Source organism: Paraburkholderia sp. BR10882, from assembly GCF_040948855.1.
Classification (GTDB): Bacteria; Pseudomonadota; Gammaproteobacteria; order Burkholderiales; family Burkholderiaceae; genus Paraburkholderia; species Paraburkholderia nodosa_A.
This window is the reverse complement of the sequence record NZ_JBFPKP010000038.1, coordinates 21,518-36,942: the sequence shown is the minus strand read 5'-3', so window position 1 is coordinate 36,942 and position 15,425 is coordinate 21,518. Positions and strand designations below refer to the sequence as shown.

Here is a 15,425-nt window from a genome sequence, read left to right as displayed (position 1 = left end):
GAAACAGCTCCACGCCGATGATAGTGCGGATTGCCCGTGTGAAAGTAGGTAATCGTCAGGCTCCTTATGCTGTAACGTCCAGAACCCCGGTGTCTCCGAAAGAGAGCCGGGGTTCTGGCGTTTGGGCGCCAGAAAGAACGATCATTTTCTGCGACCTGACTTATTCGCAGTCGATAGCGAAAATCTCCAAATCGTCTTAAATAGCATTTCATGCGTGCGTCAATACGCCTCAGAAGTCGCGCAAATAAAGATCTAATTCGCATTAAATCGCAGCTTTCCTAAAGTTTTTCCCTAATCCGGCCGATAGACGCGTGTGTAGTCATTAACTACAAACTAAAGATCACACGCTACACGAATAAAAACCGGGGAGCTTCTGCGCATGCGCTCGCGTGCGGGAAGCGAGAAACATGCACGACCGATGGAATGACTTGCGCGCGCAGCGACGCACTGCGCCCTCTATCTCCGCCGCAACGACGCTTGCGGGGACGCCCTGCGTGCTCCGCGTGCACGCCGCCGCCGTCTGGCTCCGCATCTCGCCGATCTCCCTTGTCCAGCCTCTTTTGCCCTGACAACAAGGAGAATTCATGAAGTCGTCCAAGACGTGGGGTGCGCTTCTCGCCGCCGCCACCATCGCAGCCCTTGGCGGTTGCGCGACCGAATCGTCGCGTTCGCTGCCCGTGCCGCCTGTCACCAGCGCGCAGCGGCCGCCCGTCGGTAAGCCGGTGCAGATCGCAGTCGGCAAGTTCGACAATCGCTCGAGCTACATGCGTGGCATCTTCTCCGACGGCATCGACCGGCTCGGCGGGCAGGCCAAGACCATCCTGATCACGTCGATGCAGCAAAGCGGCCGCTTCAGCGTGCTCGATCGCGACAACCTTGACGAGATCCGCCAGGAAGCGGGCTTCACCAGGAAAGCCCAGGCGATCAAGGGCGCCAACTACGTCATTACCGGCGACGTCACCGAGTTCGGTCGCAAGGAAGTCGGCGATCACCAGCTGTTCGGCATTCTCGGCAGCGGAAAGAACCAGATCGCCTACGCGAAGGTGAGCATCAACGTTGTCGATACCACGACTTCGGAAGTCGTCGCATCGGCGCAGGGTGCGGGCGAGTACAGCCTCTCGAACCGCGAGATCATTGGCTTTGGCGGCACCGCGAGCTACGACTCGACGCTCAATGGCAAGGTGCTCGAGCTCGCGATCCAGGAAGCAGTCAATCATCTGGCCGACCAGGTCGACGCGGGCGCGCTGCGCTCCGCACACTGACCGCCTACGTCGGCCGCGCTTCACGCTGAATCAGAACAACTACTCATACGGGGTTTTCATGAAATACATCGGCACGCTTCGGGGGCTCTGCTTGCCCATCACGGCGGCAACGCTGCTGCTCGCAGGCTGCGCGAACACCACGCCGCCGCTCTACCAGTGGAGCGGCTATCAGCCCGGGGTCTACGACTACCTGAAGGGCGAGAAGGCGCCGCAGCAACAGATCGATGCGCTCGAGAAGTCGCTGCAGGAAATCCGCGCGAAGGGCAACACGCCGCCGCCAGGATTCCACGCGCAACTGGGCATGCTCTACGCGAACGTCGGCAACGACACGCAAGCCATGCAGGAATTCGACGCCGAGAAGCACCTCTTCCCGGAGTCGTCGACCTATATGGACTTCCTCATGAAGAAACCGAAACAACAATAAGCGAGCGTACCGATATGTCCAGATTTTCCACTCTCAAGCTCTGGCTGGCTCTGTCCGCGCTCGCATTGCTGGCCGCTTGTGCACAGCCGGTCAAGCACGCGGATTACACGGCGTTCAAGAATGCGCGCCCGCGCTCGATCCTCGTGCTGCCGCCCGACAACGCGACGACGGATGTGAATGCATCGAACAGCATGCTCTCCCAGATGACGATGCCGCTCGCCGAGGCGGGCTACTACGTGATTCCGGTCGCGGTCATGGAGGAGACGTTCAAGCAGAACGGACTGACGACGGCAGGCGACATCCAGCAGACCCCGCCGGAGAAGCTGCGCGAGATCTTCGGCGCCGATGCGGTGGTGTACTCGAAGATCACGCAATTCGGGACGCAATATCGTGTGATCGACAGCGCGACGGTGGTGACGGCGACGGCGAAACTCGTCGATCTGACAACCGGCAACGTGCTGTGGCAAGGCGCGGCCAGCGCCAGCAGCAACGAAGGCAACAACAGCGGTGGCGGCGGCCTGATTGGCATGCTGGTGGTGGCGGCAATCAAGCAGGTCGCGAATTCGCTGACCGACAAGAGCCACGATATCGCAGGTGTCACGAGCTATCGTCTGTTGCACGCGGGGCCGCCGACGGGCCTGCTCTACGGTCCGCACTCGCCGAAATACGGTACGGACTGACCGACGGCGCTCGCGCCGCATAAAGAAAAAGCCCGTCACCGGAAGGTGACGGGCTTTTTTCAATCCAGCTCAAGGGAGCGCAGCAGTAAAACCGCTTAGCGCTCCAGGAACGGACGCAGCTTGTCCGCGCGGCTCGGGTGCATCAGCTTGCGCATCGCCTTGCTTTCGATCTGGCGGATACGCTCGCGCGTCACGTCGAACTGCTTGCCCACTTCTTCGAGCGTGTGGTCCGACGTCGTGTCGATGCCGTAGCGCATGCGCAGCACCTTCGCTTCGCGCGGCGAGAGCGCCTTGAGCGCCTCGTCGATGGCAGCGCGCATGTTCGCGTGAATCGCAGCATCAGCCGGCGAGGCCGAACCTGCGTCCTCGATCATGTCGCCGAGCGTCGCGTCGCCGTCGTCGCCTACCGGGCTTTCGAGCGAGACCGGTTGCTTGGCGATCTTGAGGATGCCGCGCACCTTCTCTTCGGTCATGCCCATACGCGCGGCGAGGTCCGCCGGATGCGCTTCCATGCCCGTTTGCTGCAGGATCTCGCGCGAAATGCGGTTGAGCTTGTTGATCGTTTCGATCATGTGCACCGGCACGCGGATCGTGCGCGCCTGGTCGGCGAGGGCGCGCGTCACGGCCTGACGCACCCACCACGTCGCGTACGTCGAGAACTTCCAGCCGCGGCGATATTCGAACTTGTCCACCGCCTTCATCAAGCCGATGTTGCCTTCCTGGATCAGGTCGAGGAACTGCATGCCGCGGTTCACGTACTTCTTCGCAATCGAGATCACGAGACGCAGGTTGGCCTTGACCATCTCGCCCTTCGCCTGACGCATCTTCGATTCGGCGACGGTCATGCGGCGATTGATCGCCTTGATCTGCTGCAGCGACAGCGATGCGGCCGCTTCGATCTCGGCGAGCTTGCGCTGCTCCGCCTGGATAGCCGGCAGGCTGCGCTCGATCGACGGACCGTACTTGCTCGACGCGGCTGCGGCGCGCACGCCCCAGTCCAGATCGGTTTCGTGGCCCGGGAACTGCTCGACGAAGGCTTCGCGCGGCATGCCGCAGCGATCGACGACGATGGAGAGCACGTTGCGCTCGATCGCGCGAATCTGCGCGACCTGCTCGTGCAGCAGCGAGCACAGGCGGTCGATCGTGCGGGCCGTGAAGCGGATCGGCGCGAGTTCCGTCTGGATGTCGGCGCAGATCTTCATTTCCAGGGCCGTAGCGCGCGCATTGGCGTCCGTCGTACAGGCCATCTGTTCGAACAGCGCGCGAACGCGCGCGAAGATCGCGAGGCTGTCTGCCTTCAGTTGCGCCAGCAGGGCTTCGTTCGCCTTGCTGTTGTCGGCGTCGCTGTCTTCGTCGTCGCTCGAGTCGTCCGACTCTTCTTCTTCCGATGCCTGGGCTTCGACTTCTTCGCTCGCGTCTGCGTCGGCCGCCGTGGCCGGTTCCTGCGCCGCTTCGTCGCTGCCGATGCCGTCGACGAGTTCATCGATGCGCATCTCTTCAGCCGCGACGCGGTCGGCGTCGGCGAGGATGGTCGCGACGATCGACGGGCATGCCGCGATCGCCTGGATCATTTCCTGGAGGCCGTCTTCGATGCGCTTCGCCACTTCGATTTCGCCGGCGCGCGTGAGCAGCTCGCTCGAGCCCATTTCGCGCATGTACATGCGCACGGGGTCGGTCGTGCGGCCGAATTCGGAGTCGACGGTCGAGAGCGCGACTTCGACTTCTTCGTCGGCTTCGTCGTCGGCCTGCTGGTCGGCGCGGGAATCTTCGTTCAGGAGCAGCGTGTCGGCGTCGGGCGCCTGCTCGTACACCTGCACGCCCATGTCGTTGAACGTGGCGACGATCGTTTCCAGCGCGGCCGTCTGCGCGAAGTTGTCGGGCAGATGGTCGTTGATGTCCGCGTGGGTCAGATAACCGCGTTCGCGGCCGAGCTTGATGAGCGCCCGCATTTGATGCTGGCGTTTTTCGAGTTGCGAGCCTGCGTCCATGGGCGTCGTATCGCCGGTCTTGTCTTTGGACGAGCGGCGTGCGGGGCGGGCAGACGAGGTCAGCGCGTCGTCCCGGTCATGGCTTGTCAATACATTCTCCTCGAAGGGATAGCCCGACAAGGGCAAAAAGGGTCACGCGCCAGCGGCGTGGCGTCCTGGCGATGACGAAATTGCAGGGGAGTGGGCGGGGGCGCATGCCGGTCCCGCCAAGCGAGCGCCAAACGTCTGACGACGTGGCAGCCTGGATTTTCGTGCAATGCAGAAAGACCGCGTATGGTAGTGCGTTACGGCATGCGAGGCAACCTGAATCGTCGTGTTTGCGGCACATTGACCGCCTTCAGGGTCGTATCGTTTGGGTAGCGCTTCACCTTACATATTTCCTACATGAGTTCCTTAGACCATTTTTCAAGTGAGAAGTTCACGTTTTTGTCACTCGCCTGGCCTATGGCACGCTGTTATTCCCCGCTGATTCCCCAGTTGTCCGGTCGCCATGCGTGGGCAGCGCTCACGCGCGAACCGCGACAATGCGTTGAACGGTCGCCATGCGTGGGCAGCGCTCACGCGCGAATCGCGACAATGCGTTGAACGCGTTTGCCGGAGGACCGGTTGACCGCCTCCTCGTCGAGCGCGATGGTCGTGCCCTCGAGCTGGCTGGTGACGAGCGCCGGATCGAACGCACTATATAGACGCCCCGCTGGGTCGCGCGCGCTGTCGCCGTCGGTGACGCGCCAGCTCAGATAGAGCACGCCGCCCGGCTCGAGCAGTTCGACGAGGCGGCGGCAGGCCGGGCCGATCTGCGCGACGGGCAAATGCATGATCACGGTCTCGCACAGGACGTTGTCAAAGCTCGCGGCGGGCACGCCCTCTAGCTCGGGCAACGTGGCCAGACCGAAAGCGCACTGCGGGTGGTCAGCGGTGGCCCGGGCGATCAGACCCTCCGACGCGTCGTAGCCCGTCGCGGGGTAACCATGGGCGTTCAGCCATGCCACGTCGCGGCCCGACCCGCAGCCGATATCCACGGTCCTTCCGTGGGGCCGGAAATACCGCATGAGACGCGCATAGAGGTCGTCGGGCGCAGACTGGTTCGCCCATTCGGCTGCGTAGTTTGCGGCGCCACTCGTGTACGTCTCGATCGTCATGGAGTCCATATGGGGCTCGCGGTTCCTGTGACAAGAGGAAGGGACGCTTCGAGACTAGCCGATCGACGCAACGAGAGGCAGTCGCGCGGCGATACCGGTATGGCCGCTGCTACGCTCGCGCCGCTTGGCGCCGCGCGACGGCCACGCTGCACGCAGCGTCGTCAGGGCGGGAATTCGTCGTATTGGGGCAGCGAGTCGGCGATCTCGAACCACGGCGCTTTCGAGCGCACGAAGATATGGCCGGCGGGGCGAATGGCCGGCGGATCGGTCAGCGTGCCGAGCGTCACGTGCACATACGCTCCTTCACGCACGACTGAATAGAGCAGCGAGCCGCAGCGGCCGCAATGGATGTCGTGGGCGGCCTGCGGATCGCCGTAGACCAGCGTCTGCCCTGCGCCCTCGGTGAGTCGCAGCGCCTCGCTTTCGATGCCCGCAAACGGCTTGAACGCGGAACCCGTGGCGCGGCGGCACTGCGAGCAGTGGCAATTGAATGCGTAGCGGAACGCATTGGCTACCGCATAGCGCACGGCGCCGCAAAGGCACTGGCCGCGCAGCGTAGCGGGAGCATTCGTGTGGGTGGGGGCAGTGTCGGCGGACATGATGGGCGCGGTGCTCTGGTGGCAAGTGTCGAACATTGCGATCGGGCGGCTGCGGTGTGCGCACTCACATCATACGTTTGAGTTGCCCGCGGCGCAGGATAACGCAAAGGTCACCACATATGGGGATTGGCCGGCCAGTCATGGCCTCCGCACGGTTGGTGGCGCCCCTGTAGCCCCGAAATGCACGCCGAATTTCCCATGGATGGTTACCTTTGGCGCCCCCGCGCAAAACGCACCGCCCCAACCCATCCAGGCGAATCTACGCGCCCCGTTCCCTCAAGTCTTTCAATCCCTTGATGACGACAAGCAGCGCGCGGCCGTGCTCTTCCGAACCGTCCCACGCCTCGACGATCGCATTGCGCAGCAATTCGTTGTAGACAGCCGCGTGCCGGCTGGACGGCAGCGCCTTCACACCATAGAAACTGCATAGCTTATTGAATGATGCGCTCCGGCGTACCCGCCGCCCGTTCGACGTGCGAAGACGCGAGACAGTAGGCTGGCTGACCCCGGAAAGCCGCGCAATTTCGCTCGCAGAGCGTGAATCGTCCGATAACCGCCGCAGCAGTTCCTGCACCGGAAAATGAGTATCTGGGGCTTCCATGTCATGCATTATACCTATACAGTAACGGTTATTGAATTGCTCGCCGAAATCGGCGGCCGGCTGCATTCCGAGGAAGTCGATGGCACTAAAACACCTACCGCCCACGTTTTGCTGGTCCCGTATCGGGCCAGAGGCCGGCATGGATCTCCCCACGCTGATCCTGCGCAAGGAGTGGGAGCGTCGGCAGGGCGGAGGGCGCTTCCTGTGGGGCATCGGCCAGTCGCTTGGCAACAGCGCTCAAATCGCCGCGCTGCGCACCGGCTCGCTTCTCGCGCTGTTTTCGCCGGCGGCAAGCCGCCCGCGCGCCATGCAAGACAAGCGCGGCAAGCGTGCCGGGGTGGTGGTCTGGAATGCGTGGGTCGACGCGAGCGGTCAGGTGCGTCAGCTTCCGCAGCATGTGTTCGTTACGAGCAGCGCCACGCTGCCCTCGGGCGCCGCACGCGAGCATCACTACGCGCTCGTGTGCGTCTCGCCAACCGAACTGAGCGTCGGCAGCTCACTGCGGGTGGTTCCGGAGCGGCTGCGCAGCGTGAGCACGGCGAAGGCGCCATGCCGCTCGCAGGGCACCGTGGTGGTGGATTGCGTCGAGCGCGCCGCCCAGGCGGGCGGCAAGAGCCATCCTCTCGTGTTCACGGCGGAGCTGGAGGCGCCATACTTCGTGCGACTCACACAGCCCACGCTCGTCAAGGCGCGCGACCTCGCGGCCATTCACGAGGCATCGCGCATGGGCGACTTCGACACCTACACAGATCTCACCAAACGCGTGCGCAGCGAAGCCTGCGCGCAGCAGGCGCGCGGCGTCACGCGCGATCTCTTCGACGTGCCGCCTGCCGATCACACGGCGTCTTCACGGCTTGGCGGCGCAAGGACGCGCCATGTCTCCCGAGCGGGAGACTGGACCCAGCTCACAATGGAACTCTTCCATGGCGATTCACATCCGTTCACAAGAGGCCGAGGCCGCGCAACGCTTTTTTGAGGCGAGCCGCAACGTCGACCGGGCATTTCGCGCCCTGCGTGCCGAGGCCCACGACCACGTGGCCGCGCCGCTCGCCTATGGCGCCGCGCAATCACGGCTCGATCACGCGCTGGACGAACTGGCGCGTGCCGAGGCGTTGTTCGATTCGGTGACTGACGTACAAACGCGTCAGATGAGGGATCATCAGGATCACTGAGGAAATGGTGCGAAGACCCGCCGCGACGCGGCGCGTACGGGTACGGGTCCCGCTACGCTGGCGACCATCCGGAGCCCGCGGCATTCGCGCGGCGCGACTTCGCGCACATGGGCCGTCCGCTGACCTGCATGCCGCTGGAGCGCTGCGTCCTCGCGCAACGCGTGGAGCGCAGCGCTTTCTGAGCGCGCCGCAGAGGCGAGTTCGCGCGCGAGCTCAGCCCTTTTCCGCCTCCACCGGCAACTGCAGCACGGCCGCCACCAGCGGCCAGCGCTTCGCGGCCGCCTGCCAGGCGTCCTCGGCTTGAACGTCGAGATAGCGGTCGCGGTCCACGCCCTCGACGAGACGCGCGAGCGCGTCGATATCGCTCGGCAGCGCGGGACCACTGCGCGAACGCCGGCCGGACCCCCACAAGCGCATCGCCATCACTTGCCCTCCACCCACACGCCGTCGGGCGTATGGATCACATAGCCGGTTGGCGTCGTCATCGTCACCGTGCCTTCGTTTTCGCCGACCATGCGTGTCTGCGGCAGGTTGTTCGCATACTGCGCGAGCGGCGGCGCGCCGGTGGCGAACGGGCTGTGCGCCACGAGATTGGACAGCAGCTGCGCGAGCGCGAGATAGCTCGTGGGCGTGTCGATCGTCGTCACGCCGCCGGTGTGCTCGCTGCCGGCCGGCAGCCCCACCACCTTCACGCCCACCGGCACGTGGACGATGTTCGGCGTGGGGATCTCGCGCATGCCGGCAATCTGGTTCTCTTCGCCCTGCAGCGCCGCGCCGTGTTCGGGTACGAAGACGATCACCGCCTTGCGGCCCGACTGCGCGACGAGGTCGATCAGCTTGTCGACGTCTCCGAGCAGCCGCTGCAGGCGAATCGGGTAGGACTGCAGGCTCGTGAGCTTGTCGTTCGGCGCGGGCAGCCGGTTGCCGTCGTGCATCGAGACCGTGTTGTAGTAGAGCGCGACTGGCCCGCCGCCAGCGGCAATGCGCTGCTTGTACCAGCGCGAAAGCGCGTCGTAGTCGTCGGCCAGCGCGGAACCGTCGAACTCCTTCATGAACTCCGGGAAGCCTTCGTTCGCGGGGATCGTCACGCCCGGCACGCCGATTTCACTGATCACCGTGCTGCGGAAATTGTCGAAACGGCCGTTGTGGTTGAGCAGCGCGTTCGGCGTGTAGCCGGCCTGCGCGAGCTGCGCGAACAGGTGGCACTCGGCAGGCGCGGGGTCGTAGAGCGCCTTGTGCGGCTCTTGCCCGCAGGTGGCGCGCAGCACGCGGATCGCGGCGGGCCCGCTATAGCTGGCACCCGAGCTGAAGTTCTGGAAGATATAGTCGAAGCGCGAGAAGAGCGGGTTGTTGCGCATCTTCACGACATCCATGTCGTTCCACGAGAGCGAGCAGATGTGCACCATGATGATGTCGAACTGCGCGTTCGCGTCGGTGGTGAGCGGCGTGAAACTCACGTGCCGGCCTTCCTCGTTGGCGCGGAACGCCGCGAGCTGCTGGTCGTAGCTGCCCGACTGCTCGTCGCGCTTCTTGCCGGTGCCGCCGTCCTCGTCGCCGTTGCTGGCGAGTGAAGCGTTGGCGGTCGCATTCGCCACGAACGAGCCCACGCCCTGCCAGACCGGCATGACGACGAGCGCGATCAGCACGAGTGTCGTCACGCGTACCCAGCGGTTGATGAGGAAGTAGAGCAGCACGGCGATCACCGCCGACACGGCCATCGACAGCGAAATCACGCGCCGCGTGAGCTCGAACATGTACGAGGGCGTGAAGGTGAGGAGCACGGGGATCTGCGAGATCGCCCGGCCGATGTCGGGCATGCTCGACTCGTGGTACGCAATGGCGATACCCACGATCACGGCGATCACATCGCGCGCAATACGCAGCCACCGCCTGTGCAGCGGCACGAGCAGCAGGATGACGAAGGCGAAGTTCATCCACCACTCGGGCTTGAGCGTGCCGATCGAGTAGAGGTACAGCTTGGCGAGGAAGTAGAGATTCCAGAGACCCATAGTGTTTCGCGTTCCAGGGTGTAGCGGTGGTTCCGGTTATCAGGGCTGGCGGACCTGGCCGGCCCGGCGTCGCGTGAAGAAGTTTTCCAGCGCGTCGAAGAACGCGTCGATGAGGCGCATGTAGCCTTGCCAGCTCAGCTCGATCAGCTGAATGAGGCCGTGCAGCGGCGCGTCGGAGGGCGGCACGTCCTCCCATTCGAGCCAGGCATCGGCGCGGCCGAACGTGCATTCCACGAGCTTGCGCTCCATCTCCATCGTCATGCCGACGAAGCGCACGCCGAGGCGCCGGTCGGCCAGACGCGCGACCACGGCGGGGAAGTCGTGCTCCAGCACGCCGCGCGCGAGCGTCACGTTGATGCGCTCGCCGGGTTCGAGCTTCGCTACGGCGTCGGCGGGCAGCATGAGACCGAGGCCGCCCATCGAATAGTTCTCGGTCTTGCACGCGAGCGTGCGGCCGTCGGGCAGCGTGAGCATGGCGGGCACGCGCAGCGGAATGCGGTGCGCCACGCGCACCTGCTTCGCCTCTTTGGCCACGCCGAGCGCGAGCCCGAGAATGGTGAGATTCACGCCGGCCCAGAAGAGGTTCATGAACACGGTGGCGGGCTCGTCTGACCGCCAGATCGTGAGGCGGCCGATACCGGCGAGGACAGAGCACACGTTGATCGCGAGTAGCACGAGGTAGGGCTTCGAAATCGTCCAGTCGAGATACTCGTGCTCGATATGGCCGCCCTTCGAGGTCACGTTGAACTTGCCGAGCTTCGGATTGATGAGCGCCATGGTGGTGGGCAGCACGATGTACCACGCGAGCACGGACTCGTAGGCTTCGGCCCAGAACGAGTGCCGGTAGCGTCCCTGGATGCGCGAGTTGGCAATCGCGGCAATCACCAGATACGGCACCACGTAGGCGAGGATCACGGGCGCAGGCGTGTTGATCACGTGCAGTCCGAAATACAGGTACGCGCCGGGCATCACGAGGAAGATGAGCCGCGGGAAGCCGTAGAAGAAGTGCAGCATGGCGTTGCTGTAGCACATGCGCTGGAAGAACGAGAGTCCCTTGCCGATCCACGGATTGTCGACGCGGAAGATCTGCGTCATGCCGCGGGCCCAGCGGATGCGCTGGCCGATGTGGTCGGCGAGGCTGTCGGTGGCGAGGCCCGCCGCCTGCACGGTGCGCAGATAGGCCGACGTATAGCCGTGGCGATGCAGCCGCAGCGAGGTGTGGGCGTCCTCGGTCACGGTCTCGGTCGCGATGCCGCCAATGTGCTCGAGCGCCGAGCGCTTGATGACCGCGCACGAGCCGCAGAAGAACGTGGCGTCCCAGAAGTCGTTGCCGTCCTGGATCAGCCCGTAAAAGAGGCTGCCTTCGTTCGGCACGCGGTGGAACGTGTCGAAGTTGCGCTCGAACGGATCGGGCGAGAAGAAGTGGTGCGGCGTCTGCACCATCGCGCATTTTTTATCGGCGAGAAAGACGCCTATGGTCGTTTGCAGGAAGGAGCGCGTGGGGATGTGGTCGCAATCGAAAATCGCGATGTACTCGCCCTGCGTGAGCGGCATCGCGTGATTGATGTTGCCGGCCTTCGCATGCGTGTGTTCGTCGCGGCGCAGGTAGCCCACGCCCGCCTCGCGCGCGAAGTCGCGGAATTCGTCGCGGTCGCCGTCGTCGAGGATGTAGACGCGCAGCTTGTCGCGCGGCCAGTCGATCGAGCTTGCCGCGAACACGGTTGGCCGCACCACTGAAAGCGGCTCGTTGTAGGTCGGAATGTAGAGGTCGACGGTCGGCCAGTCGGCCGGATCGTCGGGCAGCGGCTGCGGCTTGCGGCGCAGCGGCCACGCGGTTTGCACGTAGCCGAAGATCAGCACGATCCACGTGTAAAGCTCGGCCGCGTAGAGGATGTAGCCGACGATGGCCTCGGCAGGGCTCGAAAGATGCAGCGTTTGCGTGCTGCGCCACCAGACGTAGCGGCCCGTCATGAGGATCGACAGCATCACCATGAGCATGGTGGCGAGGCGCCCCGGCAGGCGGCGCGCGATCATCACCACGACATACACGAGCAGGAACAGCAGCACCTGGCCGGCGAACGGCAGCGGCGTCGTGCACACGGCGACAGCCGCGACGAACGCGAGCCACAGGAGGCCCTGGCGCAGGTAGGGCACGCTGTCGAGCGCCGCCGAAAGCTTTTCGAGGTGCTGCTCGATGCCTTCCCACGGCACGTCGGGCAGCCGCGCGCCGACTGCCGCGCTCGCGCGCGAGGCGCGGCGATAGACGGGTTCGAGGCGCCTGTCGAGCCACGCGCGCAGTGCGAAGCGATGGTGTCCTTGCGGCGCCTTGTGAAGCTTGCGCAGATCGGCGGCGAGACGCTGACGCGGGCGCCGCGGGCGCAGGAAGATGCGCAGGAGCCACGCTCCAGCGGTGCGGTCGCGGCCGATGTTCAGGCGCTGGCGGATGTCCTTGCCGAGCCGCGCGAAGGCGAGCGCGGGCACGTCGCGCTGGCCCGGGCGCGGCGGCCGGAAGAAGGCGCGCAGCAGCCACTGGCCACCCGGCGCGTCGGGCGCGAGATTGAACTCGGGCGCGCTCACGCGGCGCAGCGACAACCAGAACGCCGTCCACAGGGCAGCGATGCGCTCGCGGATCATGACGTGCTCCCGCGCGCGACGTGTTGCGCGAGCAGTTCGTCGGGCGCATCGAGGCTCGCACCCGTGCTCCAGTGCGAGAGCCACGAGGCGATGCCGTGAAGGTCGTGCGCGGCCTGCGAGCTGGGCGCGCTCAGGCAGAAGTTTTCTCCCGCGGCGAGTGCAGCGGGCACACCGGTGTCCGCATGCACGAGATACGGGAGCATGGCGGCGCCCAGGCGCGCGCGCAGCAGTGAAACGACGTCCATGTGCAACTGGCGCGCGGGCACGACCGCATTGGCGACGAACACGCTGCGCTTCTGTGCGCGCACGAGCGCGGCGATCAGGCGCGGCAGCGTCGCGCAGGCGGCGGCGCAGGGTGTGAGGACGCCGAGCACGAGGTCGGCGGCGTCGATCGCCTGACGCGCGTGCGCCGAGGGCCACGTGCCCGCATCGACGAGCGCGATCGTCTGCGCCGGCAGGTCCACGCGGGCAAGCAGTTCGCGCAGCCAGCCGGGGCGCGCGTCGAGCAGGGCGCAGGCGTCGTCGTCGCGCGGGTCATCGGATGCATGGCCGTCAGCGAGGCTGCCCCACGGCAGCACGAGCACGCCGTCGTCGCTTTGCAGCGCGGCGCGCGACCAGGCGTCGTCGGCGCCGGGGCCGCCCGCCAGATGCGTGACGAGACCTTCGCGCGCGCTCTCGCGCAGCCCGAAATGGAGCGCCAGCACGTTGCGCGGGTCGCATTCCGCGGCGAGCGCAACATGTTCGCGCGCCGCCAGCAGACCGGCGAGCGCGGCGGTGAGGGTGGTGCGGCCCGCACCGCCCACGCTGGAGACGATGGCGATGGTCTTCATCGGCGCGGCCCCGTCTGGCTGAAGCGGCGCTGGCCGCGAATCAGCAGGGCGTCGACCTGCGGCGGGAGCTGGAGCGGGCGCGAGCGCGCGGGGCGCAGCCACATGGGCACGAAGCGCGCGAGCCGCAGGCGCCAGCCGATCCAGTAGAGCGGCACGGCCAGTATCAAGCCCCAGACGAAGTAACCGAGGAAGATGTTCATGTCGCTCTCCTATGCTTTGAGCGGCAGCGGCGCGCGCTGCGGCGCGGCTCGCGGTTTCGCGTTGTCGGTGCGCGCGGCGGCGTCGAGCGCGGGCAACAGGTCGCCGTTTATGGGAGCGATGTTGACGGGCACTGCGGGTTCCGGCACTGCGGTTTCTGTCGTGGCTGCCGTCGCTGAGCCCGGTGCGATCGCGGAAGCCGCCGCAGGCGGCACGGTCTGGCCGTTGGCCTGCACCGAGACGGCCGCGGGCGCGGCGGGCTGCCCCTCATTGATCGCGAGCCAGCCCGAATAGTCGGGCGGCGGCGTGGTGTCGATTTCCTCGCCGAGCGTGTCCAGCGCCTCCGTGATCGCGCGGCCGTCGCCGTAGCGCTCCTCGCCCTGGAACAGCTCCGCGAGCGAACGCTGGAACACGCGCCGGCACACGGCGTCGGCGTCGCTCATACGGCAGGCGAAGAAGAACACGTAGAGGCTGTCGCCGCTCGCCGTCACGATGTCGCCCGCGCGGCGCAGATGGCACGCCTTGAGCGCATCCACGTGCGCGACTTCCGGCATCAGCGCGAGGCGAATCAGCACGCTCGGCAGCTGGATCACGCGGCTGCGCTCCACCGCCGCGCGCACGAGTTCGACGAAGTGTGCCGCGCCCACGTAGCCGCTCTCTTCGCCATGCACCACGGCGGCGAGCGCCGCACGATAGTCGGCGGGCATGGGCCGCGAATATACCTGGCCCTGCAGACTGTCGACGATGGCCTCGACCTGCGCGAGCGGCGTCTGCCGCGCGATCACGCGGTTCGCGCCCAGGTTCAGCATGAGCGACTCGTAGCGCATGGCCACGGCGTCCTCGCGCACGATGATCTTGAGCGCTTCGCCGCACTGCAGGCGCAGCGTGTGCACCTGCTCCGCGAGCATTTCGAGGTCGCGGTTCACGCTGAATTCGAGAATCACCGTGGCCGCGACCGAAGTGCGCGCGGCGGCCACGGCGGCCTCGTTGTTATCGACGATCTGCCAGGCCGGCGGCAGTACGCGCTCGTGCAACATCGCGTCGCGCGAAACGATCACGCGGCCTTCGTCGGGTGCGAGCAGGCCCGCCTCGCCGATCTCGGTTTCGAAGGTGCCTCCGGAAACCGTGAGCCGGTGATCGGCGGCGGAAAAGCGCAGCGGCACGCTCCGGCTGCCGTGCACGGCATCGCCCGCGCGCCAGAACGCGACTTCCCAGTGATACTGCCCCTGCACCTGGTGCAATTGTGCGGCGCCCGCGAAGCGCGCCTGGAAGGCGGCGAGTTCGGGATGCTCCTGATCGTCGCCGAGGCCGGGCGGCGCTGCCACCATCAGCACGCCGTAACGATGCTGCGCGCACCAGCCCGCGAGCTGCGCGCCCTGAGCTGCGAGCGCGGCGGGGTCCTGCCAGTTGAAGAACGCCTCCGCGCCTTCGATGAAGAACTGGCTTTCGGGCGCGGCGCACTGCCCGGCGAGCGCGTTGAGCGCTTCGATCAGCACCTGCGCGCCGTCGCGCTCCGGCAGTGTGCGTAGCGCGCAGACGTTTGCCCATGCATGCGTCGAACCGCTCTTGTCGAGATCGACGCCTTGATCGCGCAGCGCCGCCGTGAGGCTCGCGCCGTCGCGCGTGGAAAGGACGGTGGCGGGACCTGTGAGCGCGGCGGCGGCGGTTTGCCAGAACAGCGCGTCGCGCGCGGGCGAGGCGCTCGCGTAGACCACGTGCACCTGGCCCGCGCCGAGCGAAGCGAGCGAGGCCGGCAGGCCGTCGATCGCTAGCGGCTCGCGGCGCGCGAGCCGCGAGAACAGCGAGCGGCGCGTATCGCGGCCGGCGCCGGCGGGCGCAGCGGAAAGGGTGGCGGGATCGTTCATCGTATTGCTCGTCTCGCGGATTTC

The 15,425-nt window shown here is 66.0% G+C and carries 16 protein-coding genes; 6 read left to right on the top strand and 10 right to left on the bottom strand.

Annotated elements, in window-relative coordinates; all coding sequences use genetic code 11:
• The 4 genes from AB3X99_RS39950 to AB3X99_RS39935 form a co-directional block, all read left to right on the top strand.
• Positions 1-200 (top strand): hypothetical protein (locus AB3X99_RS39950; RefSeq protein ID WP_368661951.1); only part of this gene is annotated, 200 nt, incomplete at its 5' end.
• Between the two features lie 384 nt (positions 201-584).
• Complete coding sequence (locus AB3X99_RS39945) at positions 585-1,262, top strand: CsgG/HfaB family protein (protein WP_069265752.1); 678 nt, start codon at positions 585-587, stop codon at positions 1,260-1,262.
• A gap of 58 nt (positions 1,263-1,320) precedes the next feature.
• Positions 1,321-1,686 carry a DUF4810 domain-containing protein gene (locus AB3X99_RS39940; protein WP_069265753.1) on the top strand — a complete coding sequence of 122 codons (366 nt, stop codon included), beginning with the start codon at positions 1,321-1,323 and terminating at the stop codon, positions 1,684-1,686.
• A 14-nt stretch (positions 1,687-1,700) separates the two neighbouring features.
• On the top strand, positions 1,701-2,366 hold the full coding sequence (locus AB3X99_RS39935) for a DUF799 domain-containing protein (RefSeq protein WP_368661950.1): 666 nt from the start codon (positions 1,701-1,703) through the stop codon (positions 2,364-2,366).
• A gap of 95 nt (positions 2,367-2,461) precedes the next feature.
• Here AB3X99_RS39935 and rpoD read toward each other — a convergent pair whose 3' ends face one another.
• The 4 genes from rpoD to AB3X99_RS39915 all read right to left on the bottom strand — a co-directional run bounded on the left by rpoD (position 2,462) and on the right by AB3X99_RS39915 (position 6,693).
• Complete coding sequence (rpoD, locus tag AB3X99_RS39930; protein ID WP_069265967.1) at positions 2,462-4,444, bottom strand: RNA polymerase sigma factor RpoD; 1,983 nt, start codon at positions 4,442-4,444, stop codon at positions 2,462-2,464.
• 467 nt (positions 4,445-4,911) lie between these two features.
• Positions 4,912-5,502 carry a bifunctional 2-polyprenyl-6-hydroxyphenol methylase/3-demethylubiquinol 3-O-methyltransferase UbiG gene (locus AB3X99_RS39925; protein WP_069265755.1) on the bottom strand — a complete coding sequence of 197 codons (591 nt, stop codon included), beginning with the start codon at positions 5,500-5,502 and terminating at the stop codon, positions 4,912-4,914.
• Positions 5,503-5,654: 152 nt separating this feature from the next.
• Entirely contained in the window at positions 5,655-6,092 is a 438-nt protein-coding gene (locus tag AB3X99_RS39920) for a GFA family protein (protein ID WP_342949094.1), read from the bottom strand.
• Positions 6,093-6,351: 259 nt separating this feature from the next.
• Positions 6,352-6,693, bottom strand: coding sequence for a helix-turn-helix domain-containing protein (locus AB3X99_RS39915; RefSeq protein ID WP_368661953.1), 342 nt, complete (start codon positions 6,691-6,693; stop codon positions 6,352-6,354).
• A gap of 79 nt (positions 6,694-6,772) precedes the next feature.
• On the opposite strand from AB3X99_RS39915, the gene AB3X99_RS39910 reads away from it, so the two are divergent.
• Both AB3X99_RS39910 and AB3X99_RS39905 read left to right on the top strand, forming a co-directional pair.
• Positions 6,773-7,669, top strand: coding sequence for a hypothetical protein (locus AB3X99_RS39910; protein ID WP_368661949.1), 897 nt, complete (start codon positions 6,773-6,775; stop codon positions 7,667-7,669).
• On the top strand, positions 7,617-7,865 hold the full coding sequence (locus AB3X99_RS39905) for a hypothetical protein (RefSeq protein WP_069265757.1): 249 nt from the start codon (positions 7,617-7,619) through the stop codon (positions 7,863-7,865). Before AB3X99_RS39910 ends, AB3X99_RS39905 begins: the two co-directional genes overlap by 53 nt.
• Before the next feature lie 213 nt (positions 7,866-8,078).
• Here the strand turns inward: AB3X99_RS39905 and bcsR are convergent, their stop codons facing one another.
• From bcsR to bcsE, 6 genes are read right to left on the bottom strand one after another with little or no spacing between them, the layout of a single operon-like run.
• Positions 8,079-8,276, bottom strand: coding sequence for a BcsR/BcsP family cellulose biosynthesis protein (gene bcsR, locus AB3X99_RS39900; protein ID WP_368607106.1), 198 nt, complete (start codon positions 8,274-8,276; stop codon positions 8,079-8,081).
• Between the two features lie 11 nt (positions 8,277-8,287).
• Positions 8,288-9,874 (bottom strand): cellulose biosynthesis protein BcsG, encoded by a 1,587-nt coding sequence (gene bcsG, locus AB3X99_RS39895; protein WP_069265758.1) that lies wholly within the window; start codon positions 9,872-9,874, stop codon positions 8,288-8,290.
• Positions 9,875-9,913: 39 nt separating this feature from the next.
• A complete protein-coding gene (gene bcsA, locus AB3X99_RS39890; RefSeq protein ID WP_368661948.1) occupies positions 9,914-12,508 on the bottom strand; it encodes a UDP-forming cellulose synthase catalytic subunit in 2,595 nt (864 codons plus the stop codon).
• Positions 12,505-13,338, bottom strand: a complete 834-nt coding sequence (gene bcsQ / locus AB3X99_RS39885; protein WP_368661947.1) for a cellulose biosynthesis protein BcsQ — start codon at positions 13,336-13,338, stop codon at positions 12,505-12,507. Before bcsQ ends, bcsA begins: the two co-directional genes overlap by 4 nt.
• A complete protein-coding gene (locus tag AB3X99_RS39880) occupies positions 13,335-13,538 on the bottom strand; it encodes a hypothetical protein (RefSeq protein ID WP_069265761.1) in 204 nt (67 codons plus the stop codon). Before AB3X99_RS39880 ends, bcsQ begins: the two co-directional genes overlap by 4 nt.
• 9 nt (positions 13,539-13,547) lie before the next feature.
• Entirely contained in the window at positions 13,548-15,401 is a 1,854-nt protein-coding gene (gene bcsE, locus AB3X99_RS39875) for a cellulose biosynthesis protein BcsE (protein WP_368661946.1), read from the bottom strand.
• Between the last annotated feature and the right edge of the window lie 24 nt (positions 15,402-15,425).